The sequence below is a fragment of the Brenneria alni genome, assembly GCF_003666245.1.
Lineage (GTDB): Bacteria > Pseudomonadota > Gammaproteobacteria > Enterobacterales > Enterobacteriaceae > Brenneria > Brenneria alni.
Genome location: NZ_MJLZ01000032.1, coordinates 26502 through 50394 on the forward strand (window position 1 = coordinate 26502; position 23893 = coordinate 50394).

Annotated in this window: 18 protein-coding genes and 2 tRNA genes; 7 read left to right on the forward strand and 13 right to left on the reverse strand. The window is 52.4% G+C overall.

Annotation, left to right across the window (positions count from 1 at the left end; all coding sequences use genetic code 11):
- The first annotated feature begins 57 nt into the window (after nt 1-57).
- Complete coding sequence (locus BIY29_RS13925; protein ID WP_121575705.1) at nt 58-1875, forward strand: glycosyl hydrolase family 28 protein; 1818 nt, start codon at nt 58-60, stop codon at nt 1873-1875.
- Nucleotides 1876-1908: 33 nt separating this feature from the next.
- Here BIY29_RS13925 and rep read toward each other — a convergent pair whose 3' ends face one another.
- Nucleotides 1909-3936, reverse strand: coding sequence for a DNA helicase Rep (rep, locus tag BIY29_RS13930; RefSeq protein WP_121575706.1), 2028 nt, complete (start codon nt 3934-3936; stop codon nt 1909-1911).
- Between the two features lie 158 nt (nt 3937-4094).
- Here rep and ppiC point away from each other — a divergent pair, with 158 nt between their 5' ends.
- Nucleotides 4095-4376, forward strand: coding sequence for a peptidylprolyl isomerase PpiC (gene ppiC / locus BIY29_RS13935; RefSeq protein ID WP_121575707.1), 282 nt, complete (start codon nt 4095-4097; stop codon nt 4374-4376).
- A 52-nt stretch (nt 4377-4428) separates the two neighbouring features.
- On the opposite strand, the gene putA is transcribed toward ppiC, so the two are convergent.
- Nucleotides 4429-8418: a trifunctional transcriptional regulator/proline dehydrogenase/L-glutamate gamma-semialdehyde dehydrogenase gene (gene putA / locus BIY29_RS13940; RefSeq protein ID WP_121575708.1), complete on the reverse strand. Its 3990-nt coding sequence runs from the start codon at nt 8416-8418 to the stop codon at nt 4429-4431.
- Nucleotides 8394-8552 (reverse strand): hypothetical protein, encoded by a 159-nt coding sequence (locus BIY29_RS20250; protein WP_170158946.1) that lies wholly within the window; start codon nt 8550-8552, stop codon nt 8394-8396. The genes putA and BIY29_RS20250 overlap by 25 nt, the downstream gene beginning before the upstream one ends.
- Nucleotides 8553-8671: 119 nt before the next feature.
- Between BIY29_RS20250 and putP the strand changes: the two genes are divergently transcribed.
- Nucleotides 8672-10156: a sodium/proline symporter PutP gene (gene putP, locus BIY29_RS13945; RefSeq protein ID WP_121575709.1), complete on the forward strand. Its 1485-nt coding sequence runs from the start codon at nt 8672-8674 to the stop codon at nt 10154-10156.
- A gap of 124 nt (nt 10157-10280) precedes the next feature.
- Here putP and ilvC read toward each other — a convergent pair whose 3' ends face one another.
- A complete protein-coding gene (ilvC, locus tag BIY29_RS13950) occupies nt 10281-11759 on the reverse strand; it encodes a ketol-acid reductoisomerase (protein WP_121575710.1) in 1479 nt (492 codons plus the stop codon).
- Nucleotides 11760-11925: 166 nt separating this feature from the next.
- Between ilvC and ilvY the strand changes: the two genes are divergently transcribed.
- Complete coding sequence (gene ilvY / locus BIY29_RS13955) at nt 11926-12816, forward strand: HTH-type transcriptional activator IlvY (protein ID WP_121575711.1); 891 nt, start codon at nt 11926-11928, stop codon at nt 12814-12816.
- A gap of 57 nt (nt 12817-12873) precedes the next feature.
- Nucleotides 12874-13332 (forward strand): thermonuclease family protein, encoded by a 459-nt coding sequence (locus BIY29_RS13960; protein WP_121575712.1) that lies wholly within the window; start codon nt 12874-12876, stop codon nt 13330-13332.
- A 79-nt stretch (nt 13333-13411) separates the two neighbouring features.
- On the opposite strand, the gene ilvA is transcribed toward BIY29_RS13960, so the two are convergent.
- From ilvA to ilvL, 6 genes are all read right to left on the reverse strand, one after another.
- Nucleotides 13412-14956, reverse strand: a complete 1545-nt coding sequence (gene ilvA, locus BIY29_RS13965) for a threonine ammonia-lyase, biosynthetic (protein WP_121575713.1) — start codon at nt 14954-14956, stop codon at nt 13412-13414.
- A 5-nt stretch (nt 14957-14961) separates the two neighbouring features.
- Nucleotides 14962-16812 (reverse strand): dihydroxy-acid dehydratase, encoded by a 1851-nt coding sequence (ilvD, locus tag BIY29_RS13970; protein WP_121575714.1) that lies wholly within the window; start codon nt 16810-16812, stop codon nt 14962-14964.
- A gap of 80 nt (nt 16813-16892) precedes the next feature.
- The gene (locus BIY29_RS13975; RefSeq protein ID WP_121575715.1) at nt 16893-17819 is read right to left on the reverse strand and encodes a branched-chain amino acid transaminase; all 927 of its coding nucleotides are present in this window, start codon (nt 17817-17819) and stop codon (nt 16893-16895) included.
- A gap of 24 nt (nt 17820-17843) precedes the next feature.
- A complete protein-coding gene (gene ilvM / locus BIY29_RS13980; RefSeq protein WP_121575716.1) occupies nt 17844-18107 on the reverse strand; it encodes an acetolactate synthase 2 small subunit in 264 nt (87 codons plus the stop codon).
- Nucleotides 18108-18124: 17 nt separating this feature from the next.
- Nucleotides 18125-19771 carry an acetolactate synthase 2 catalytic subunit gene (ilvG, locus tag BIY29_RS13985; protein WP_121575717.1) on the reverse strand — a complete coding sequence of 549 codons (1647 nt, stop codon included), beginning with the start codon at nt 19769-19771 and terminating at the stop codon, nt 18125-18127.
- Between the two features lie 141 nt (nt 19772-19912).
- On the reverse strand, nt 19913-20011 hold the full coding sequence (gene ilvL, locus BIY29_RS13990) for an ilv operon leader peptide (protein ID WP_071778504.1): 99 nt from the start codon (nt 20009-20011) through the stop codon (nt 19913-19915).
- Between the two features lie 498 nt (nt 20012-20509).
- On the opposite strand from ilvL, the gene BIY29_RS13995 reads away from it, so the two are divergent.
- Entirely contained in the window at nt 20510-22036 is a 1527-nt protein-coding gene (locus BIY29_RS13995) for a YifB family Mg chelatase-like AAA ATPase (RefSeq protein ID WP_121575718.1), read from the forward strand.
- Nucleotides 22037-22139: 103 nt separating this feature from the next.
- Here the strand turns inward: BIY29_RS13995 and BIY29_RS14000 are convergent, their stop codons facing one another.
- A complete protein-coding gene (locus BIY29_RS14000) occupies nt 22140-22478 on the reverse strand; it encodes a MaoP family protein (RefSeq protein ID WP_121575719.1) in 339 nt (112 codons plus the stop codon).
- A gap of 119 nt (nt 22479-22597) precedes the next feature.
- Here BIY29_RS14000 and hdfR point away from each other — a divergent pair, with 119 nt between their 5' ends.
- A complete protein-coding gene (gene hdfR, locus BIY29_RS14005; protein WP_121575720.1) occupies nt 22598-23425 on the forward strand; it encodes an HTH-type transcriptional regulator HdfR in 828 nt (275 codons plus the stop codon).
- Nucleotides 23426-23577: 152 nt separating this feature from the next.
- Here the strand turns inward: hdfR and BIY29_RS14010 are convergent.
- Nucleotides 23578-23653 (reverse strand) — tRNA-Trp (locus BIY29_RS14010).
- Nucleotides 23654-23661: 8 nt separating this feature from the next.
- A tRNA-Asp gene (locus BIY29_RS14015) sits at nt 23662-23738 on the reverse strand.
- Between the last annotated feature and the right edge of the window lie 155 nt (nt 23739-23893).

The following is a 23893-nucleotide window of genomic DNA, read 5'->3' on the forward strand; positions in this document are numbered from 1 at the left end:
ATAAAAAATCGTTCCCATTATAAAATAGATATCATCTAAGACATTAAGGATAATAATATGCGATCTCCTATCCGTTACCATATCTGTATGTTTGCAGTGATGTTAAGCCTGATGGCTGCGCCCATTACCCTTTTCGCAGCAGATCCGCTATCCGCGCCACAGAATTTACAGGTCCCCACTCTTGCCTATGACGATCACAGTGTCGTTCTGGTTTGGGAACCACCAGAAAACACAAACAATATCATTGATTATCACGTTTATCAGGATGGGCAGTCCTTAGGACTTGCCCGTCAAAATAACGATAAATACTCACCAGCCAAGCCGTATATCAATGCGTTTTACGCCAACGATAGCGCCGGTTTTCATCATAACATCGTGATACACAATTTTAAGGTTGAGAGACTGCAACCCGGCACGTTATACCATTTCACCGTTAAAGCGGTATATGCAGATGGCTCGCTTTCTGCCGACAGTAACCGCGTGAGCGCTAAAACCGCCACATTCTCTCAGATTATTGATATCGATGAGTTTGGCGCAAGACCAGATGGTAAAACGCTTAACACCATGGCCATTCAGCAGGCCATTGATGCCTGTAAACCCGGTTGCCGGGTCGATATTCCCGCAGGAACCTATAAAACCGGCGCGATTTGGTTAAAAAGCGATATGACGCTGAACCTGAAAGAAGGTGCTGTTCTGCTGGGTTCAGATAATCCCGCCGACTATCCGGCTGGTTATCGGCTCTACCCTTACTCCACCAGCGAACGCCCGGCATCGTTAATTAATGCCATTGATGCCAACAGTTCACACCCCGGCACGTTTCGCAATATTCGTATCGTCGGTAAAGGAATGATTGACGGCAATGGCTGGCAGCGGGCCGGACAAGGTGAAATCAAAGACGAATCAGGCAATGCGTTGCCGCAATATATCGCCAGTAAAAACAGCAAGGTACATGAAGACGGCATTCTGGCTAAAAATCAGGTCGCGCAGGCCGTAGCCAACGGAATGGATCTCAAGACCGCTTATGGACAACAACGCTCCAGCCTGATCACCTTACGCGGGGTGGAAAATGTCTACCTGGCCGACTTCACGGTTCGTAACCCCGCATTTCACGGCATCATGAATCTGGAAAACCATAACGTGGTCGCCAACGGTTTGATCCATCAAACCTATGATGCCAACAATGGTGATGGTATAGAATTCGGCAATAGCCAAAACGTCATGGTTTTTAATAATTTTTTCGACACCGGCGACGACAGCATTAACTTCGCCGCCGGGACGGGCGAAGAAGCCCGTCAACAGGAACCCATGAACGGTGCCTGGCTGTTCAATAACTACTTCCGTATGGGGCATGGCGCGATTGTGACAGGCAGCCACACCGGTGCCTGGATTGAGAATATCGTCGCAGAAAATAACGTCATGTACTTCACCGATGTCGGCTTACGGGCGAAAAGCACTACCGATATTGGCGGAGGCGCCCGCAACATCCTGTTTCGGAACAACGCCATGAAGGACATTGCCAAGCAGGCGGTGGTGATTACGCTAAACTACTCCGATCCCAATGCTAAAATCGATTATCCACCGTCAAACACGCCCGCCCAGTTCCATGATTTCTTGATAAAGAATGTCACGGTACAGGGCACAACTGGCAACGCGCCGTCCATTGAAATCAAAGGAGACAGCGCCAAAAACGCCTGGCACAGTAAAATCCGTTTCGATAACGTTAAATTGGATAACGTTCCACCTGTGGCGATCAGCGACTTACGCGACAGTCAGTTCGATCGCATCGTGTTTAGCCAGTTGCGAGGCAGTGAAACACCGTGGAATTTTACCTCAACGGAAAATGTAAGCATCGACGGTATGGCAATCAATCCATAACGCTGTTCAGGGCGGTCTCCCCGCCCTGGGTAATTACTTGCTGATATCTTTAGCCTTGGCCAGTTGCGCACGAATATTCGCCAGATGACTTTGTCCTTTCTGCATTCGCTCCTGCGCATTGACGACTTTACGCTCGGTCTCCCAGATCAAGTCATCCTGCGGTAATTCGAGCAGGAACCGACTCGGTTCAGGACGAACCAGTTCGCCGAACTGACGCCGTTCCCTGCACAGGGTAAACGTAAGCTCGCGCTGGGCACGGGTAATGCCGACATACGCCAGACGGCGCTCTTCATCGACATTATCCTCATCAATGCTGCTCTGGTGCGGCAACAGCCCTTCTTCCATGCCCACCAAAAAAACGTAGGGAAATTCCAGCCCTTTCGAAGCATGTAATGTCATTAACTGCACCTGATCCAGCTCTTCTTCATTTTCACCCCGTTCCATCATATCCCGCAGGGTAAAACGCGTGACCACCTGGGTCAGCGTCATTGGCTCATCCAGGTCCGATCCTTCCAGCATTTCCGTCATCCAGCTAAAAAGCTGATTGACGTTTTTCATCCGCATTTCGGCGGCTTTTGGGCTGGGTGAGGTTTCGTATAGCCAGCTTTCGTAATCCAGCCCGCGGATAAGGTCACGCACCGCCGCCACCGGTTCATGTTCAGCCAAACGGGCAACCTCCGTCATCCATTGAGTAAAGCGTTGCAGCGACTCCAGACCTCGCCCGGTCAGGGACTGGCCCAGCCCCAGATCAAAGCTGGCGCTGAACAGGCTTTTATTGCGTTGATTCGCCCATTCGCCCAGTTTTTTCAGTGTCGCAGGGCCAATCTCTCGCCTGGGGGTATTGACGATGCGCAAAAAGGCGCTGTCATCGTCCTGATTAGTTAATACCCGCAGATAGGCCAACAGATCCTTAATTTCAGGGCGTGAGAAAAATGAGGTGCCGCCAGAAATCCGATAAGGGATACGGTTTTGCATCAGCATTTTTTCAAACAGACGGGACTGATGATTACCACGATACAAAATGGCATAGTCACCATACTGAGTTTTTTTAATAAAATGGTGGGCAATCAGTTCGCCAACCACGCGTTCGGCTTCATGGTCTTCATTGTTTGCCGTGATAATTTTTAGCTCATCACCATAGCCCAGTTCTGAAAAAAGCCGTTTTTCAAAGACATGCGGGTTATTGGCGATCAGAATATTGGCGGCTTTCAGAATACGCCCGGAGGAACGATAGTTTTGCTCCAGCTTGATAACTTCCAATTTCGGAAAGTCCTGCTGTAACAGCATTAAATTCTGCGGACGTGCGCCCCGCCAGGAATAAATAGATTGATCGTCATCCCCCACCACCGTAAAGCGGGCACGGTTTCCCACCAGTAATTTAACCAGTTCATACTGGCTGGTATTGGTGTCCTGATATTCGTCCACCAGCAGATAGCGCAAGCGATTCTGCCAACGTTCGCGTACCTCATCGTTATGTTTTAATAACAGAGTAGGCAGCAGAATGAGATCGTCGAAATCGAGCACATTACAGGCACGAAGATGATCGTGGTACAGCGCATAACAATGAACAAACAGTTTGTCACGCTCGGATCGTGCCGCCGCTGCCGCACCGGCGGGATCGATAAGATCATTTTTCCAGCCAGAGATCGTTGACGTTAACTGCTGCAACAGCGTTTTGTCATTTTCCAGCCATTGCTCGGTTAGCTCTTTCAACAAAGCCATTTGATCCTGATCGTCGAACAGAGAAAAATTGGCTTTCATTCCCAGCGCGGCATATTCCCGTTTAATGATCTCCAGCCCCAGCGTATGGAATGTGGCGATCGTCAATCTGCGGGTTTCTTTACGCCCCAGCGTTTGCGATACACGTTCCTTCATCTCCCGCGCCGCTTTGTTGGTAAAGGTCACAGCAGCAATGTGCCGGGGCTGATAACCACACTGTCGAATCAGATAAGCAATTTTATTGGTAATGACGCGAGTCTTACCTGAGCCTGCCCCTGCCAGTACCAGACAGGGGCCAGTAACAAATTCGACAGCATGTTGTTGGCTGGGATTTAAACGCATAACGGCATGGCTCACTCATAAAACAAGAGGCGATTGTAGCAGAAAGCCTCCACGATCCTGATCGGGGATTTTTACTTCAGGAAAGCACGCCGCAGTCCACATCCTGCGTTACAGGTGTTACATTGCGTACAGGAATCTCTATCATAAAAGGTAACGACATGGCGAATACCGCAGCAGCACTTCATATTCTGGTGGATACCGAGCAACAGGCCAACGACATTCTGGCTCAGTTGGAGCAAGGCGCAGATTTCCAGAAATTGGCGCAGCAACACTCAACCTGCCCGTCAAAGCGTAATGGCGGCGATTTAGGCGAGTTCCGTAAAGGCGACATGGTACCCGCCTTTGATAAAGCGGTCTTTTCCTGTGAGTTGCTGAAACCCTTTGGGCCGGTGAAAACCCAGTTCGGCTATCACCTGATTAAAGTGCTGTACCGTAATTAGGATATTCCCAGGCCTTCCCCCCGACAATGGGAAGGCGCCGATATATCGTGGCTTATCCGAGCGTCATCAGACCGGCGTTACCACCCGCCGCAGCGGTGTTGACACTCAGAGTGCGTTCATTCAGCAACCGTTCCAGCAAAATATTCGTTTCGCCACGGGCAAAGCCCTGTAGCGAAATAATCGGCCCACGGCGCTCGGCTACCTGTTTACTCAGGTTACGAAGGTTGTCGGCATCCCCATGATAAATAATAGCGTCAAACATTGCTTTAGGATTATGCCAGTCTTTACTGAAGTCGATACGTGCCTGAACGACATCAGGCAGGCGGCGGTACAACCCGCGCAGCCATGCCGTTTCTTCCCACAGAATTCGCCCGCCGACCGCCAGCACCGCCGCCACCTGAGTTAATGCATCATCGTTATTATCCGCCAGACACAGCACACGCCCGCGAGGCACCAGCGTATAAGTATTACGCTCGCCCGTCGGCCCCGGCAGCAGACGCGTGGTTCCTCCTAACTCCAGTTCAGCATAGCGCTGGCATAACACCACAAGATCGCCATGATGTTCAGTAATCGCCCATTTTTCCAGCGCATACAAGGCAGGCAATAACGCGGTGCGAACCGTGGTATCTAACGCCAGGTCGTGATCCTGCCGTGCCAATCCCTGCGACAGCGCATCTTCCGGGCGATGTGCCAATAAACGATACAAATAGAGTGGTCCACCCGCTTTCGGCCCCGTGCCAGACAGCCCCTCGCCACCAAAAGGCTGAACCCCGACCACGGCGCCGACCATATTGCGATTGACATACTGATTGCCCACCCTGACATTGGCGGTAATGCGCCTGATGGTTTCATCAATACGGGAGTGGATACCCAGCGTCAGACCATATCCTGCGGCATTGATCTGATCGATAAGGTTATTCAGGTTCTGACTTTGATAACGCACCACATGCAGTACCGGACCGAATACCTCTTTTTGTAGCTCGTTAACGCTGTTCAACTCGATCAATGTCGGCATAACAAACGTGCCACGCGCCCATTCCTGCTCATCCTGCTGCGCCAGTCGTCGTGCGGCCTGAAAAACCTTAAGCCCTTTAGCCCGCATCACCAGAATATGACGTTCAACGGTGTTTTTCGCCTCCGCATCAATCAGCGGGCCGATATCGGTCGCAAGAAGGTGCGGATTTCCCATCCGATATTCGGCCATCGCGCCACGCAGCATTTGCAACGTGTGTTCCGCTATGTCCTCCTGAACACACAAAAGTCGTAGCGCCGAACAACGCTGGCCGGCGCTGTCAAACGCCGAGGCAATCACATCACTAACCACCTGCTCGGTCAGAGCGGAAGAATCCACGATCATTGCATTCAGCCCTCCCGTTTCGGCAATGAGCGGGATAAGATGCCCCTGCGAATCGAGCCGTCCGGCAATACTGCGCTGTAACAGACCGGCGACCTCAGTTGAGCCGGTGAACATCACGCCACGTATCCGGCTGTCATTCACCAACGCCGCGCCGACGCTTTCCCCCGCCCCCGGCAGAAGTTGCAGTACGCCAGCGGGAATACCCGCTTCCAGCAGGATACCTACCGCCTGAGCGGCGATCAAAGGCGTTTGCTCGGCGGGTTTTGCCAATACGCTATTGCCCGCCGCCAACGCCGCAGACACCTGCCCGGTGAAGATCGCCAACGGGAAGTTCCACGGACTGATACAAACCACGGGGCCTAATGGACGATGGGCATCATGGGTAAATTCATGCGCCTGACTGGCGTAATAACGCAAAAAATCAACCGCTTCACGAACTTCTGCGATCGCATTGCCGAAAGTTTTACCCGCTTCCCGAACCAGCAAGCCCAGCAGGCTTGGCAATTGGCGTTCCATCAGCGAGGCGGCCTTATTCAACACCGCCGCACGTTCCGCGGGCAGGGTGGCTCGCCAACCCGCCGCCGCACGCACCGCCGCCTCAACCGCTCGCCCTACATCCGGCTCACTGGCTTCACGAACATAACCGACGATATCCCGCGATTCAGCGGGGTTAATCACCGGTTTTGCCTCGTTCGCTTCAGATTCGGCCTCCATGACAGGCGCCGCCAGCCACAGCGATGTTGCACCGTTCAGTAACGCATTGGATAACGAAGCCAGATGATGTTCATTTGACAGATCCAGCCCCCTGGAATTACGGCGTGAATCACCGTACAAGTGGCGTGGTAACGGGATACGGGGATGCGGCAAACCTATCCTTCCTTCCATTGCCGCCAGTGCGTCAACCTCACTGACCGGATCCGCCACCAGCTTATCCAACGGCAAGGAAGTATCAGCAATACGGTTGACAAAAGAGGTATTGGCGCCATTTTCAAGCAGTCGGCGAACCAGGTAGGCCAATAGTGTTTCGTGCGTCCCTACCGGCGCATAAATGCGGCATGGGCGATTCAGTTTGCCATCGGCCACTTTTCCCACCACCTGTTCGTACAACGGTTCGCCCATACCATGCAGGCACTGGAACTCATACTGCCCCGGATAGTAGTTGTTACCGGCCAGATAATAAATCGCACTTAGCGTATGGGCGTTATGCGTGGCGAACTGAGGATAAATAAACGTAGGCGCCGCCAGCAACTTGCGTGCGCAAGCCAGATAGGACACATCGGTATAGACCTTCCGCGTGTAGACCGGGTAGCCTTCCAGCCCCTCCACCTGCGCCCGCTTGATTTCACTGTCCCAATAAGCCCCTTTCACCAGACGTATCATCAGCCGCCGCTGACTGCGTTGCGCTATTTCAATCACCGCATCAATGACCAACGGGCAGCGTTTCTGATAGGCCTGAATGACAAACCCAATCCCGTTCCAGCCGGAAAGTTGCGATTCGAAGCAAAGTTTTTCCAGCAGATCGAGCGAGATCTCCAGCCGATCAGCCTCTTCTGCGTCAATATTGATACCGATGTCGTAATGTCTGGCCTGTAGCGTGAGCGACAGCAGGCGCGGGTAAAGTTCTTCCATCACCCGTTCATGCTGCGCCCGGCCATAGCGGGGATGCAGGGCAGACAGTTTGATGGAAATTCCCGGCCCTTCATAAATCCCGCGGCCATTGGAAGCTTTCCCTATCGCATCAATGGCCTGCTGATAAGCCTCCAGATAGGCGGCGGCATCGTTCTCCGTCAGCGCGGCTTCGCCCAGCATATCGTAGGAATGGCGGAACCCCTGCTCTTCCCGCTTACGGGCATTGGTCAACGCCTGTGCTATTGTCTCGCCGGTGACAAACTGCTCCCCCATCAGACGCATTGCCATATCAACGCCTTTGCGGATCAGCGGTTCTCCGCCTCTGCCAATAATTCGACTGAGGGAACCCGATAAACCAACCTTATGGTTTTTATCCACTACCTGTGCGGCAACCAGCTTGCCGGTGAGCAATAATCCCCAGGTGGCTGCATTAACAAACAGTGACGGACTGTGGCCAATATGCGCGTGCCAGTGACCCGCGCCGATCTTGTCGCGAATCAGGGCATCACGGGTCGGGGTGTCTGGAATGCGCAGTAAAGCCTCAGCCAGACACATCAACGCCACCCCTTCCTGAGAAGAAAGTGAAAATTCTTGCAGCAGCCCCTGAACCATTCCCGCCTCCCCATTAGCGCCTTTTCCCGCCCGGAGCCGTTCTGCAATGCGATTGGCCATTTTATCTATAGATTGCGACAATTCTCCGCACAACCTCGCCTTTTCAAGTAATTTCGGCACCATTTCGGTTTCAGGGCGGCGATAAGCCGAGGTTATCGCGGCGCGGATAACCGACTGCGGGATGACCTGTTCAGCGAACACCAGGAAAGGTTGATAGGTTTCTTCTTGCTGAGATTGCGGCATAATCTCTTCCGCTTCAGTTTGGCTGGACACAGCCGGTTGTGGTATTTCAGGAGTGTCGGTGCCGCTTTCGAGGCGTTCGAGATAACTAAAAATGGCCTGTTTGATAAGCCAGTACGGTGTCCGATCGAGACGCCGCGCAGCGGCTTTGATGCGGTCACTTGTTGCCTCGTCGAGTTTCACGCCCAGCGCGGTTGTGCCCATACATTCCACTCCTGTGATTGAAAAGTACGCACCAGAGAGACAACCGTATCCGCCAGGTTGCTAATAAAAGGGTTAAAAACACCATTCCCTTTATTTTTAATCCACCGTCGCGGCACAGGTTTTGCCTTTTTCATGTGTATTTTCAGTATAGATGAAGTCATTAAGTTAGATTCTTACGGCCAGTCATGGGGAAGATAAAAACCTGGAGCCGCCACAAAGGGCGGCGCGAATAATAATGAAAACGGAGAGTTGAATGACAATGAACACACCAATGCTGGTGACTTTTCTGGTGTATATTTTCGGGATGGTTCTCATCGGTTTATTTGCTTACCGGGCCACCAACAGCTTTGGTGATTACATCCTGGGGGGACGCAGAATGGGCAGCGTGGTCACCGCGCTATCCGCCGGCGCTTCGGATATGAGCGGCTGGCTATTGATGGGGTTACCCGGCGCCATTTTCCTTTTCGGTATTTCTGAAAGCTGGATCGCCATCGGGCTGATTGCCGGGGCGTATCTGAACTGGAAGCTGGTAGCGGGACGCCTGCGCGTACATACCGAGGTCAACCACAATGCCCTCACCCTGCCCGATTACTTTACCCACCGCTTTGAGGACAAAAGCAACCTGCTGCGGATCATTTCGGCGCTGATCATTCTGGTGTTTTTCACCATTTATTGTGCCTCCGGCGTGGTGGCAGGCGCACGCCTGTTTGAAAGCACCTTCGGCATGAGTTACACCAGCGCATTATGGGCGGGCGCCACCGCGACCATTGCCTACACCTTTATCGGCGGCTATCTGGCTGTCAGTTGGACGGACACCGTTCAGGCCAGCCTGATGATTTTCGCCCTTATTTTAGCGCCCGTCATGGTGATTCTGTCGCTGGGCGGCCTGGATTTATCCGTAAACGTCATCGAAGCAAAAAACCCGGCCAACCTGAATATGTTTAAAGGGTTGGATGCGATCGCCATTATTTCTCTTTTGGGCTGGGGGCTGGGCTATTTCGGTCAGCCACATATTCTGGCCCGCTTTATGGCGGCAGATTCACACCACACCATTCATAACGCGCGCCGTATCAGTATGGCCTGGATGATCCTGTGTCTGGCAGGCGCGGTGGCCGTCGGCTTCTTCGGCATCGCCTATTTCACCAACCACCCGGAACAGGCTGGCAACGTGTCGCATAACAGCGAGCGGGTGTTTATTGAACTATCCATGCTGTTGTTTAATCCGTGGATTGCCGGCGTATTGCTGTCGGCGATTCTGGCGGCGGTAATGAGTACGCTGAGTTGCCAGTTGCTGGTGTGCTCCAGCGCCATCACCGAAGATTTGTACCGTCCATTTTTGCGTAAAAGAGCCACGCAGAAAGAGCTGGTGTGGGTAGGCCGGGGAATGGTGTTGTTAGTCGCAATCGTTGCCATTGTGCTGGCGGCGAATCCAGAAAACCGCGTTCTTGGCCTGGTGAGCTATGCCTGGGCGGGTTTTGGCGCCGCTTTTGGCCCGGTGATCCTGATCTCCTTACTTTGGCCAAGAATGACGCGTAACGGCGCACTGCTGGGTATGTTGGTCGGCGCCATGACCGTGCTGGTTTGGAAACAATATGGCTGGCTGGATCTGTATGAAATCATCCCCGGGTTCCTGTTTGGTAGCCTGACTATTTTTGTCGTCAGCCTGCTGGACCGCTCACCATCAAACGCGGTCACCGAACGTTTCCACCAGGCGGAAGCGGAATTCAAAACCGTCTAATAAAATTAAAGGCACAGCGCGACGCTGTGCCTTTTTGGCATATATAACTCGTCATACTTCAAGTTGCATGTGCGTTGGCCGCGTTCCTGAAACTCGAATTATTTAGAGTATAACTACAGGGAAATCAACCAGCGACGGCGATACGTTTCATATCAGTCATATAACCGCGCAGTTTGCGGCCAACGGTTTCGATCGGGTGGTTGCGGATGGCTTCATTGACATCACGCAGTTGCGCGTTATCCACGTCTGTCGCCGCAACGGTTTTACCTAAATCGCCCGGTTGCAGTGATGCCATGAATTTCTCTTTCAGCAATGGTACGGCGGCGTTGGCAAACAGGTAGTTGCCGTATTCCGCCGTATCAGAGATAACCACGTTCATTTCATACAGACGCTTACGGGCAATGGTGTTGGCAATCAGCGGCAGTTCATGCAGTGATTCATAGTAGGCGGACTCTTCGATGATACCTGCGCTGACCATAGTTTCAAACGCCAGTTCAACCCCGGCTTTGACCATTGCAATCATCAGCACGCCGTGATCAAAATACTCCTGTTCAGAGATTTTACCGTCAAACTGCGGCGCATTTTCAAATGCCGATTTGCCGGTTTCTTCACGCCAGGTCAGTAATTTGACGTCATCGTTCGCCCAATCTGCCATCATGCCGCTGGAGAATTCACCAGAAATGATGTCATCCATATGTTTCTGGAACAGCGGCGCCATAATCGCTTTCAACTGCTCAGACAGCGCATAGGCACGCAGCTTGGCCGGGTTGGACAGCCGGTCCATCATCAGCGTAATACCGCCTTGTTTCAGCGCTTCGGTAATGGTTTCCCAACCAAACTGAATCAGTTTTTCCGCGTAGGCGGCATCCGCGCCATCAGCCACCAGTTTATCAAAACTCAGCAACGAACCCGCCTGCAACATACCGCACAGGATAGTCTGTTCACCCATCAGGTCAGACTTCACTTCGGCAACGAAAGAGGATTGCAACACGCCAGCACGGTGACCGCCGGTCGCCGCAGCCCAGGCCTTGGCAATCGCCATACCTTCACCTTTCGGATCGTTTTCCGGGTGAACCGCGATCAGCGTCGGTACGCCGAATCCACGTTTGTATTCTTCACGCACTTCCGTGCCCGGACATTTCGGCGCCACCATGACGACAGTGATGTCTTTCCGAATTTGCTCACCCACTTCAACAATGTTGAAACCGTGCGAGTAACCCAGCGCAGCGCCTTGTTTCATTAGCGGTTGAACGGCCTGAACCACGGCGGAGTGCTGTTTGTCCGGCGTCAGGTTAACCACCAGATCCGCCTGTGGGATCAGTTCTTCATAGGTGCCGACCGTAAAACCATTTTCGGTTGCTTTACGCCATGAGGCACGCTTCTCGGCAATCGCTTCCTGACGCAGTGCATAAGCGATATCCAGGCCGGAATCGCGCATGTTCAGTCCCTGGTTCAAGCCCTGTGCGCCACAGCCGACGATCACCACTTTTTTACCTTTCAGGTAGCCCGCTTCATCGGCAAATTCGTCACGTCCCATAAAACGACACTGACCTAATTGCGCCAACTGCTGACGCAGGTTCAATGTGTTGAAATAGTTAGCCATGTGGTACTCCGTATAATGTTTTGTTTGTCTGTTAGGCAGAAAAAGGTTCCCCACTAGCGGGAAACTATTATGTCGTCATGATATGACAGGAAATGCATTGCTTAAATTGATATATTAACAACGTCATATTGCAAGATCTGCAAGGTTAAAATGAGGCTCGCATTGCATGGATTTACGTGATCTCAAATTATTTCTCCATTTGGCCGAAAGTCGGCACTTTGGCCGCACGGCCAAAGCGATGCATATCAGTCCGTCCACGCTGTCGCGGCAAATTCAACGGCTGGAGCAAGAGATTGGCCAAACCCTGTTTCAACGCGACAACCGCACCGTACTATTAACCGATGCGGGAGAACACCTGAAACTGTTCGCCCAGCAAACGCTGCTGCAATACCAGCAATTGCGGCACGCCATTGGCCAGCGCGGGCCATCGTTCAGCGGCGAATTGCGTATTTTTTGCTCTGTCACCGCCGCTTACAGCCATTTACCGCCGATTCTGGATCGTTTTCGGGCCGAACATCCACTGGTAGAGATCAAGCTGACGACCGGCGATGCCGCCGATGCCGTCGAGAAAGTCCAGTCAAACGATGCTGATCTGGGGATCGCCGGGCACCCTGAAACCCTGCCAGCCAGCGTAGAGTTCATGCCGATCGGTAAAATTCCGCTGGTGCTCATTATCCCTGCGCTACCCTGCCCGGTTCAGGCACAGGTGAAGCAACCTCACCCTGACTGGGCGGAAATTCCGTTTATTCTGCCGGAGCACGGTCCGGTACGTAAGCGCATCGACCTGTGGTTTCGTCGTCAGCATCTTACTAACCCGCAAATCTATGCCACCGTATCGGGCCATGAGGCAATGGTGTCAATGGTGGCGCTGGGCTGCGGCATTGCGCTGATCCCGGATGTGGTGCTGGAGAACAGCCCGGAACCGGTGCGTAACCGCGTGTCTGTTTTTGCCGAACATGTAATGGAACCGCTGGCGCTGGGCGTCTGCGTGCAGAAAAAACGGCTAAACGAACCGTTAATCGCCGCCTTCTGGGAAACGCTACCGGGTAAATCGTGATATTTATCAGCCCGACTGCACACGCTGGTGGTCGGATCGCTTTGCGGGAAAGTATGGATGAAATCGTATTTACTGGCAGTGATATTGTTGTTCTCCGGCCCCGGCCTGGCGGCCACGCTCAACGGCAAGGTGGTGAAAGTCATTGACGGCGACACCATCGTGGTGCGTCAAAACGGCGTCAGCTATCGTATCCGTATGTTGGGCATTGATGCGCCGGAATATCATCAGCCTTACGGTAAGGATTCCCGCCGGGCGCTAGATAGGCAGATTGGCGGGAAACGGGTGACGGTACAATATGATGAAAAGGATCGGTACGATCGCTATTTGGGTACGGTCTATTACCGGAATAACAATATCAACCTTAACCTGCTGCGCAACGGCGAGGTGTGGGTATACAAACAACACCGCCACAACCGCGAGTTAATGCGCTATGAAAACGCGGCTCGCCAGCAACGGCTGGGCCTGTGGCGTCACCCCCATCCTCAAGCCCCCTGGGTATACCGCCAGACGCACTAAATGGAACAGGAATCGCTCCTTGCCTGGCGTTCAAACCATTTATCCACGGAAAAGAGCGTTATCGGAACAACGTCAACCATTAGCCCGCCAGAAAGAAGCGGAATGATGGATTGCTGGTTTCATCATGGCACTCATAGCCCAGCGCCTGTAAATGTTGCTCAAATTCTGGATCGCGCGCTCCCAGCTCAAATGCCGCCAGCACCCGACCAAAATCCATGCCGTGGCTGCGATAGTGGAACAATGAAATATTCCAGTGTGTACCCAACGTATGCAGGAATTTCAACAGTGCCCCCGGCGATTCAGGAAATGCGAAGCTATACAGCCTTTCCGTCAGCGGTTTCGATGGCCGTCCGCCCACCATATAGCGCACATGCAGTTTAGCCATTTCATCATCGGATAAATCCACCACTTCATAGCCGCCCGCAGACAACTCGGCAATGATCTCTTTGCGTTCCGGGTGGCCACGCGTCAGGCGCACGCCAACAAAAATGCAGGCATCTTTGGCATTTGCATAGCGGTAGTTAAACTCGGTGACGAAACGACCGCCCAGCAGTTGGCAGAATGTCAGAAAGCTGCCTTTTTCCTCCGGGATAGTGACCGCCAGCAAGGCTTCCCGCTGCTCGCCCAACTCGCAGCGTTCAGAAACGTAGCGCAAACCGTGAAAATTGACGTTGGCGCCAGACAACACATGCGCCAAACGCTCACCCTGAATCTGATGCTGCTGGATGTACTTTTTCATCCCCGCCAGCGCCAGTGCGCCAGACGGCTCGGCAACGGCACGCACATCTTCAAACAGATCTTTTACCGCCGCACAGATAGAGTCGCTGTCCACGGTGATCACATCGTCCAGATATTCCCGGCAGAGACGGAACGTCTCATCACCAATACGCTTAACCGCCACCCCTTCGGCAAACAGCCCCACACGCGCCAGATCAACCGGATGACCGGCGTCCAACGCCGCCCGCAGACAGGCAGAGTCTTCCGCCTCCACACCGATGACCTGGATCTGCGGCATAAGCTGCTTGATCAACACCGCGACCCCCGCCGCCAGACCGCCGCCGCCGACCGGCACAAAAACCCGGTCCAGATGCGCGTCCTGCTGTAGCAGTTCCATCGCCAGCGTGCCCTGCCCGGCAATGACTGCCGGGTGATCGAACGGCGGCAAAAAAGTCATATGCTGCTGCCGGGACAGTTCGATCGCTTTGGCTTTTGCTTCATCAAAGTTCTCACCATGCAACAGCACTTCACCGCCAAAACCACGCACCGCATCGACTTTGATATCTGCCGTGGCGACCGGCATGACAATCAATGCGTTAATACCAAGTTTACTGGCGGAAAGCGCCACGCCCTGCGCATGGTTACCGGCGGATGCGGTCACCACGCCGTGTGATTTCTGTTCGTCGTTCAATCCGGCCATCATCGCGTAAGCACCGCGCAGCTTAAAGCTGTGCACCGCATGACGATCCTCACGCTTGACCAGAATGACATTACCCAGCCGTGAAGAAAGTTTGTCCATTTTCTCCAGCGGCGTAACCTGCGTAACTTCATAAATCGGCGAGCGCAGGATGGCCCGCAGGTACTCCGCGCCACAGGGGGCGGAAGGAAGAGGTTGTGACACAGCCATTATTATCAGCCTCCCAGCTTGCTCTTATCACGAACTGCGCCTTTATCGGCACTGGTTGCCAGGCTGGCATAAGCACGCAACGCAAAAGACACCTGACGATCGCGCTGACGTGGCGTCCAGGCCGCGTCTCCACGCGCCAGCTCAATTTCACGACGGCGTGCCAATTCACTTTCCGCCACGTCCAGTACAATGCTGCGACCAGGAATATCGATGGCAATCATATCTCCATCCGCCACCAGACCGATGGTGCCGCCACTGGCAGCCTCAGGGGAAGCATGACCAATAGACAGGCCGGACGTCCCGCCAGAGAAACGACCGTCGGTGATCAGCGCACAGGCCTTACCCAGCCCCATCGATTTCAGGAAGCTGGTGGGATAAAGCATTTCCTGCATTCCCGGCCCGCCTTTCGGCCCTTCGTAACGGATAACCACCACGTCGCCCGCCACCACTTTACCGCCGAGAATCGCCTCTACCGCATCATCCTGGCTTTCATACACTTTGGCCGGGCCACGGAACACCAGGCTGCCTTTATCCACACCCGCCGTCTTCACAATACAGCCGTTTTCCGCCAGATTACCGTACAGCACGGCCAGACCGCCATCCTGACTATAGGCGAACTCACGGGAACGAATACAGCCTTCGTGCCGATCGACATCCAGCGAATCCCAGCGGCAATTCTGCGAGAACGCCTGCGTGGTGCGGATACCGGCTGGCCCCGCAGAGAACATCTTTTTCACATCGTCGTTACGGGTCAGCATCACGTCATATTCCGCCAGCGTTTCCGGCAGGTTTTTGCCCAGCACATTGTATACATCACGGTGCAGCAGGCCGGCACGATCCAGCTCGCCCAGAATGCCAATCACCCCGCCGGCACGGTGCACATCCTCCATATGATATTTCTGCGTACTCGGCGCAACTTTGCACAGATGCGGAACCTTGCGCGACAAACGGTCAATATCTTCCATGGTGAAATCGACCTCCCCTTCCTGCGCCGACGCCAGCAAATGCAGTACGGTGTTAGTCGAGCCGCCCATAGCGATATCCAACGTCATGGCATTCTCAAACGCGGCTTTATTGGCAATGTTGCGCGGTAACACCCGGGTGTCATCCTGTTCGTAATAGCGTTTAGCCAGTTCGACAATGCGCTTGCCGGCATTCAGGAATAGATCCTTACGATCGGCGTGAGTCGCCAGCAGCGAGCCATTGCCCGGCTGCGAAAGGCCCAACGCCTCGGTCAGACAATTCATGGAGTTGGCGGTAAACATACCGGAACAGGAACCGCAGGTCGGACAGGCTGAACGCTCAATCTGATCGCTGTCGGCATCGCTGACGTTCGGGTTCGCCCCCTGAATCATGGCATCCACCAGATCGAGTTTGATTATCTGATCGGAAAGCTTGGTTTTCCCGGCTTCCATCGGCCCACCGGAGACAAAGATCACCGGAATATTCAGGCGCAGCGAAGCCATCAGCATTCCTGGGGTAATTTTGTCGCAGTTGGAAATACACACCATAGCATCGGCGCAGTGCGCATTAACCATGTATTCAACCGAATCGGCAATCAGTTCACGCGAAGGCAGAGAATAGAGCATACCGCCATGCCCCATCGCAATACCGTCATCAACCGCAATAGTATTGAACTCTTTCGCCACGCCGCCGGACGCTTCGATTTGCTCTGCAACCAGTTTTCCCATATCGCGCAAATGCACATGGCCAGGAACGAACTGGGTGAATGAGTTAACCACCGCGATAATCGGCTTGCCAAAATCGTCGTCGGTCATTCCGGTGGCTCGCCACAAAGCTCGGGCACCGGCCATGTTACGTCCGTGCGTGGTTGTGGCTGAACGGTACTTAGGCATTCTCTTATTACTCCAGTATTAACTTAATGGGTGATGGCAAAACGCGCCATCACCTGAATCTGTCTGCCATAATGGGTCGATTAACGGTTCACTGGATCCAGCCAGCCCCATTTATCTTCGGTTTCACCGGTAAACAGACCAAAGAATGCCTGTTGCAGTTTTTTCGTTACCGGGCCGCATTTGCCGATACCGACCTGAATACCGTCAACGCTGCGCACCGGCGTAATTTCAGCGGCGGTGCCGGACATAAAGACTTCGTCAGCCAGATATAGCGACTCACGCGATAGCACTTGCTCACGGATTTCGAAACCTAACGTTTTTGCCAGCTTGATAATGGCGTCACGCGTAATACCTGGCAGCGCGGAAGAGGTAAACGGCGGCGTGAAAATGATGCCGTCTTTCACTTCAAACAGGTTTTCACCCGCGCCTTCGGAAACGTAACCATGCACATCCAGCGCAATTCCTTCCTGATAGCCATGACGACGGGCTTCACTCCCCACCAGCAGCGATGAAAGGTAATTCCCCCCGGCTTTCGCCGCAGTCGGAATCGTATTCGCCGCGACACGGTGCCATGACGACACCATAGCGTCGATCCCCTGATCCAGCGCCTCTTCACCCAGATAAGCCCCCCACGGGAACGCGGCGATGATCACATCCGTTTCATAGCCGTCCGGCGGGTTTACGCCCATACCGACATCACCAACAAACACCAGCGGACGAATATAGGCGCTGGACAGGTTGTTCCGGCGCAGCGTTTCACGGCACGCTTCCATCAGTTCATCAACGCTCTGTCGCAGTGGCATACGGTAGATTTTCGCCGAGTCATGCAGGCGCTGCATATGTTCACGGTGACGGAACACCACCGGCCCTTTGTGAGAACTATAGCAACGAACGCCTTCAAATACGGATGTCCCATAATGCAAGGCATGTGACATAACATGAACTTTAGCTTCCGCCCACGGAACCATTTCCCCGTTAAACCAAATGTAATCAGCTTTCTTGGTCATTTTTTATTTTCCTTACTCTCTATGTTAGGCGCTGAACTGCTGTGATGTTGTCATTGGCTGAATTTCAACATAAGCAATATCCAGCAATTTACTCAATTGCGCCGACAATAAATCTATCGGACGATGACTGGCGACGGTCAGCTCAATATTAATGCGATCGTCAGTACTGGTGGTTTGTGCCACGTTCATAGCACAAACCTGGAAGCCACGGTGACGGACTACGCGCAATACACGCTCCAGAATCTCTGGGCGGAAGCGGGCCTGAATCGAAAGCTGATGGTGTGTCATTGTGTTTTCTCCGGCTATTATTCTGTTTTATCCAACATCGTTTCATTACCGGCGCCGGGTGGCACCAACGGCCAGACATTCTCGTATTCATCAATGGAGACATGCAGTAAATATGGCCCTTTGCTGTTAAATAGGGCATCCAGTGCGGCATCAATCTGATCTTTACGGGTGATACGCTGGCCGGGAATATCAAAAGCACTGGCCAGCGTCAAGAAATCAGGGTTATCGGAGAGGTTGGTTTCACTATAGCGTTCATCAAAAAACAGTTGTTGCCACTGTCGAACCATGCCTAATCGTTGGTTATCCAGCAGAACGATCTTCAGCGGCAACCGTTTTCGCTTGATGGTGCCCAACTCTTGAACATTCATCATAAAAGAACCGTCCCCCGAAATACAGATGACCATATCATCAGGGCGGGCAACCTGCGCCCCCACGGCGGCGGGTACGCCAAACCCCATGGTGCCGAGGCCACTGGAGGTGATGAAATTTTCGGGACGGCTGAATGTCATATGTTGAGCCGCCCACATTTGGTGCTGACCAACATCCGTCGTCACAACCGTATCCACCGTCTTGCGATCAGAGATAGCTTTCAATAATGCAGGGGCATAAATCGCCTGTCCGGGATGATCGTAGCGCCAGGGGTGTTCGGCTTTCATCATAACAGCACACTGTTGCCATACTTTAATGTTCAGCGGCTGCTGCAAAGCAGGCAACAACGCTTTCAAATCCCCTTGCAGCGCCACATTCGCCTGACGCAGTTTACTCAGCTCGGCAGGATCGATATCCATGTGAATCACCTTGGCATTCGGCGCAAACGTATTCAGTTTACCCGTCACCCTATCGTCAAAACGGGCGCCTACGGCAATCAACAGGTCACATTGCTGAACCATCAGGTTTGCCGCTTTTGTACCGTGCATACCAATCATACCCAGATAATAGGGATGATTGGCATCTACGCTACCTAACCCTTTCAGCGTGGCGACGGAAGGCATTTCGGTCGTGGAAATAAACTCACGCAAAGCGGGAACCGCCTGCGCCATACCCACACCACCGCCAATGTACAACACCGGCTTCTGCGCTTTCACCAGCATATCGCGGGCCTGTTCAATACCCTGTCTGGGGAAATCAACGCCGTTTTCAACAGGCGAAAAATGCCGAGCAAAATCCCCCACCGCCAGTTGAATATCTTTAGGAATATCAACCAGAACAGGCCCCGGACGCCCGCTACTGGCAATAGCAAACGCCTGAGCCATCACATCCGGCAAAGACTCCAGCGATTCAACCAGGAAACTGTGCTTCGTACAGGCCAGAGACAAACCTAATACGTCTATCTCCTGAAACGCATCCGTGCCGATAAGGGCAGAACCCACCTGCCCCGTAATAGCAACAATGGGAACAGAATCCAATAACGCATCAGCCAGCCCGGTGATCAGGTTCGTCGCGCCAGGGCCAGAAGTCGCGATACATACCCCAACCTTGCCGGTTGCACGGGCATAGCCAATCGCTGCTATTGCAGCACCTTGTTCATGGCGACACAACAGGTGTTCTACGCCTCCGTCATAAAGTGCATCATAGACCGGCATTATCGCGCCTCCAGGATAACCAAAAACGGTCTCCACTCCCTGCGAATGCAACGCCTGTACCACCCACTGAGCCCCATTCATCGTTATTTCCCCAACATCTTGTGCGAATAACAAAATTCTCTACTACTAACCATCTTCTGTTCCCTTACCTTATATATTATACCCAACAAAAAAACCCCCGACCTTTCGGTGCGGGGGGTTTCTTGAATTCGGGCCTGATTTCTAAGCCATTCGTCGTCCAAGTGCTGCCCCGCACGGTGGGATAATAATCACCACCACGCTAATCACGACTAGGCTAATCACTAGAGAGAATGCTTTCATAAATAGAGTGTTCATTAATCTACTGTCGAACGAATGCCTACAGAGTTATCACAGTCAGGCACGATATGACAACAATATTTTCGGCATTTTTCTATAACGCAGAATAATAACTGCTAAAAAATAGAGTGTAATCATAAGGTAGCAGATATTCTGGTTAATTTCGTCACAACCGTAAATTTGGGCAGTTCGGCGATTAACTAGCAAGCTGATGGTAACAACGTTTCACTGTCAGCGAACGTTATCAGCTGGCCAGAGCGGTGTCTGATTATTATATCAGTTCTTTCAGCGTAGGTGCCAATTTCCGGGCAGTGCAATAGAAGCAAGTCGCCCCAATAGGCCAATGCCATAAGCTGCTTTTGCGATAAGCTACGCACTCAACAGGCAATATATTGAGAAAATAGACTATTTTCCAATACCGCTGCACAAAAGCACAATCGTCTTATCCCTTCTTTGTCAGTTATTACGCATCATGCCTACCCTTGGTTAAGGAGGAACAGTATGTCACTGGCAGTTACCTACACACGGGCAATGATAGGCGTACAGGCACCGGATGTATCCATTGAGGTACATATCAGCAACGGATTACCTGCCCTCACGCTGGTCGGCTTGCCAGAAACCACCGTCAAAGAGGCTCGCGATCGCGTACGCAGCGCACTCATCAATTGTGGGTTTTCATTCCCGGCCAAACGTATTACCGTCAATCTGGCTCCTGCCGACCTTCCAAAAGAAGGAGGCCGTTATGACCTCCCCATCGCCTTAGCCATTCTCGCGGCCTCAGAACAAATCAAAGGGGAAAGGTTAAAGCACTATGAGTTTCTCGGCGAACTGGGCCTCTCAGGCGCTCTACGATCGGTCAACGGAGCCATTCCGGCAGCGTTGGAAGCCATAAAATCAGGCCGCCAGTTAATCCTGCCCGACGGCAATAAGCAGGAAATGACACTGATCCCTCATGGAGAAGCACTAATGGCAGGACATCTGCTGCAAGTTTGTGCGTTTTTACAAGGTGAAGAAGAACTGACCCGTTGCAGCAATATTCCACAGGAAGCGCAGATAGATAGTGACGAACCTGACCTGAAAGACATTATTGGTCAGGAGCAGGCAAAGCGGGCACTGGAGATCGCCGCAGCCGGCGGTCATAACCTGCTATTACTTGGGCCGCCAGGGACGGGGAAAACGATGTTAGCCAGCCGGCTTGGCAACCTGATGCCTCCGTTAAGCAATGAAGAGGCACTGGAAAGCGCTGCGATCAATAGCCTGATAAATATTGACGCCACTATGACACGGTGGCGAACCAGGCCATTCAGGGCGCCTCATCATAGCGCCTCCATGGCGGCTCTGGTTGGCGGCGGTTCGCTGCCTAAACCAGGTGAAATTTCTCTGGCGCACAACGGCGTACTGTTTCTCGATGAGCTACCCGAATTTGAGCGCCGAGTTTTAGACTCACTGCGCGAACCATTGGAGGCAGGAGAAATCATCATCTCCCGTACCCGGGCAAAAGTATGCTACCCAGCCAGAGTTCAATTGGTTGCTGCGATGAACCCCAGTCCTTCCGGCCATTATCAGGGAATTCATAATCGTCTGCCTGCACGGCAGATTTTACGCTATCTCAGTAAGCTTTCTGGCCCATTTTTGGATCGCTTTGATATTTCTATTGAAGTTCCTTTGTTGCCACCCGGTATATTACGCCAGCAGATTTGTCAGGGCGAAAGCAGCGCAGCCGTGAGGGAACGTGTACTCGCCGCACGACAGAAACAACTTCAGCGGGCCAATAAAATTAACGCACTGTTAAAACCCAGTGAAATAGAAAAATATTGTCAGCTAGGGCCGGATGATGCGGTCTATCTGGAAGAGGTGATGAGCAAACTGGGGTTATCCGTACGTGCCTGGCACAGAATACTGAAGGTCGCCCGTACCATCGCCGATCTTGGCGGGCAAACGGATATACATCGAAAACATCTTGCGGAAGCACTGAGTTACCGATGTATGGATCGCCTGCTCATTCAACTCCACAAAAATCTGGAATAAAGACAAGCACAGTTTGGCAACTGGCATAAAAAGCAAAAATCAAAACCCTTATTGAGCGGGGATTGTAACCTGACAGTAAAAAGGGGCTTTCGCCCCATTTTCATTAATCATCACTCTCGGTGTATTCTTCAACCGCATCCATTTGCGGCTTACCGCCTGACAGCGTGTGGAAGCGCTTAGGACGACGAATACGATCCATATACTTAGACCATATCTTTTCCATGTCCGTTTCAGCCTTACGTTCACCGCGGCACATCGCAACAAACTGTATTTCTTCCTCAGTGGCTGGTTCGCGTTTACCCAGATCAAGTTCGTTAAAAGCATAACCATGTCGTTCCAGCAATTGTGCTTCTTTAATAGTAAAGTCGCCATGCCGGGAAAAACCACGTGGGTAAAACTTGTTATCAAAAAAACGATTATTGGTAAAGAAGCTTTCCGCCATCTTACACGCTCCTAATTCTCTTATGGTCGTGCTGTTTATGGCGCGGAGTATTAGATAGGCTTGACATTGTGTAAAACAAAACATTTAAATCATTACGACAAATTTTTTTGGAGATAGGCGTGGATACCGAATTACTGAAAACCTTTCTGGAAGTCAGCAGGACAAGACACTTTGGTCGCGCCGCAGAATCACTCTACCTGACACAGTCAGCGGTCAGTTTTCGCATCCGTCAGTTAGAGACTCAACTTGGTGCAAATTTATTCACCCGTCATCGCAACAACATTCGCCTAACGCCAGCAGGAGAGCGACTTTTACCCTATGCAGAAAGCCTGATTGGCACCTGGCAGCTTGCCAAAAAAGAGGTCGTTCGATCGCAGCAGCATAGCCTCCTTTCGATTGGAGCAACCGCCTCGTTGTGGGAAGCGTATCTAACACAGTGGTTGCAGGCGCTTTATAAACAACGGCCATTACTACAGTTGGAAGCACGTATTGCACTACGCCATTCGCTGGTAAAGCAACTGCATGAACGTCAGTTGGATCTGCTTATCACAACCGAACAACCCAAAATGGAGGAGCTAGCGAGCCAGCTTCTCGGAAATTTCTCATTATCCCTTTTTGCTTCAGAAAAAAACGAGACAAATCAGGAGTTGTCTTACATCAAACTAGAATGGGGAGCTGATTTCAATCAGCAGGAAAGTCGCCTGTTGGCCAGTGAGCAGCTCCCAACACTCACTACAACATCAGCCCATCTGACCCGTCAGTTACTGGCAACAATCGGTGGCTGTGCCTTTTTACCCAGCCACTGGGCACAACAATACACTCACCTGAAAGTATTAGAGGATACCCCTGTGGTTGTTCGTCCGTTTTATGCGGTCTGGTTGCAAAACAGCGACCAGCAGGCGCTGATTCGGCAGCTACTAAAAAACCCCATCGAAGTCGCATTATAATATTTGTTTGAGTACGAAATCGGTGGGGGTTTTAAACATGCTCCGGTTAACCTGAGCATGTTTTAATCTTTTACGAACAGATAAATAATGTGAATGGGGCGAGAAAAGCACAGCAAAAAAAACCCTTCACAATAAGGTGAAGGGTTTTTATCTGGCAGGGGCGGAGAGACTCGAACTCCCAACACCCGGTTTTGGAGACCGGTGCTCTACCAATTGAACTACGCCCCTAAATAGGGTGGCGGAACGGACGGGGCTCGAACCCGCGACCCCCTGCGTGACAGGCAGGTATTCTAACCAACTGAACTACCGCTCCACCGATTCTTTTACGCGTATCTTCCTGATACTTTGCCCATCAGGGCCTGCATTCCGTTGCTCAGACTCATTTTTCGAGCCCGTCGATTATCAGATGTCACTCTAATAATCCGTGTTTGATGCCTGGCAGTTCCCTACTCTCACATGGGGAGACCC

What these genes read in the sequence shown, in the direction of transcription:
- ilvC (WP_121575710.1), bottom strand. Translation starts at nt 11,759, where the DNA reads ATGGCTAACTATTTCAACACATTGAACCTGCGTCAGCAGTTGGCGCAA.
- putA (WP_121575708.1), bottom strand. Translation starts at nt 8,418, where the DNA reads ATGGGCACAACCGCGCTGGGCGTGAAACTCGACGAGGCAACAAGTGAC.
- ilvD (WP_121575714.1), bottom strand. Translation starts at nt 16,812, where the DNA reads ATGCCTAAGTACCGTTCAGCCACAACCACGCACGGACGTAACATGGCC.
- ilvA (WP_121575713.1), bottom strand. Translation starts at nt 14,956, where the DNA reads ATGGCTGTGTCACAACCTCTTCCTTCCGCCCCCTGTGGCGCGGAGTAC.
- ppiC (WP_121575707.1), top strand. Translation starts at nt 4,095, where the DNA reads ATGGCGAATACCGCAGCAGCACTTCATATTCTGGTGGATACCGAGCAA.
- BIY29_RS13995 (WP_121575718.1), top strand. Translation starts at nt 20,510, where the DNA reads ATGTCACTGGCAGTTACCTACACACGGGCAATGATAGGCGTACAGGCA.
- ilvY (WP_121575711.1), top strand. Translation starts at nt 11,926, where the DNA reads ATGGATTTACGTGATCTCAAATTATTTCTCCATTTGGCCGAAAGTCGG.
- ilvL (WP_071778504.1), bottom strand. Translation starts at nt 20,011, where the DNA reads ATGAAAGCATTCTCTCTAGTGATTAGCCTAGTCGTGATTAGCGTGGTG.
- BIY29_RS13960 (WP_121575712.1), top strand. Translation starts at nt 12,874, where the DNA reads ATGAAATCGTATTTACTGGCAGTGATATTGTTGTTCTCCGGCCCCGGC.
- BIY29_RS13925 (WP_121575705.1), top strand. Translation starts at nt 58, where the DNA reads ATGCGATCTCCTATCCGTTACCATATCTGTATGTTTGCAGTGATGTTA.
- rep (WP_121575706.1), bottom strand. Translation starts at nt 3,936, where the DNA reads ATGCGTTTAAATCCCAGCCAACAACATGCTGTCGAATTTGTTACTGGC.
- BIY29_RS20250 (WP_170158946.1), bottom strand. Translation starts at nt 8,552, where the DNA reads ATGAAAAAGGCAAAACCTGTGCCGCGACGGTGGATTAAAAATAAAGGG.
- BIY29_RS13975 (WP_121575715.1), bottom strand. Translation starts at nt 17,819, where the DNA reads ATGACCAAGAAAGCTGATTACATTTGGTTTAACGGGGAAATGGTTCCG.
- putP (WP_121575709.1), top strand. Translation starts at nt 8,672, where the DNA reads ATGACAATGAACACACCAATGCTGGTGACTTTTCTGGTGTATATTTTC.
- BIY29_RS14000 (WP_121575719.1), bottom strand. Translation starts at nt 22,478, where the DNA reads ATGGCGGAAAGCTTCTTTACCAATAATCGTTTTTTTGATAACAAGTTT.
- ilvM (WP_121575716.1), bottom strand. Translation starts at nt 18,107, where the DNA reads ATGACACACCATCAGCTTTCGATTCAGGCCCGCTTCCGCCCAGAGATT.
- ilvG (WP_121575717.1), bottom strand. Translation starts at nt 19,771, where the DNA reads ATGAATGGGGCTCAGTGGGTGGTACAGGCGTTGCATTCGCAGGGAGTG.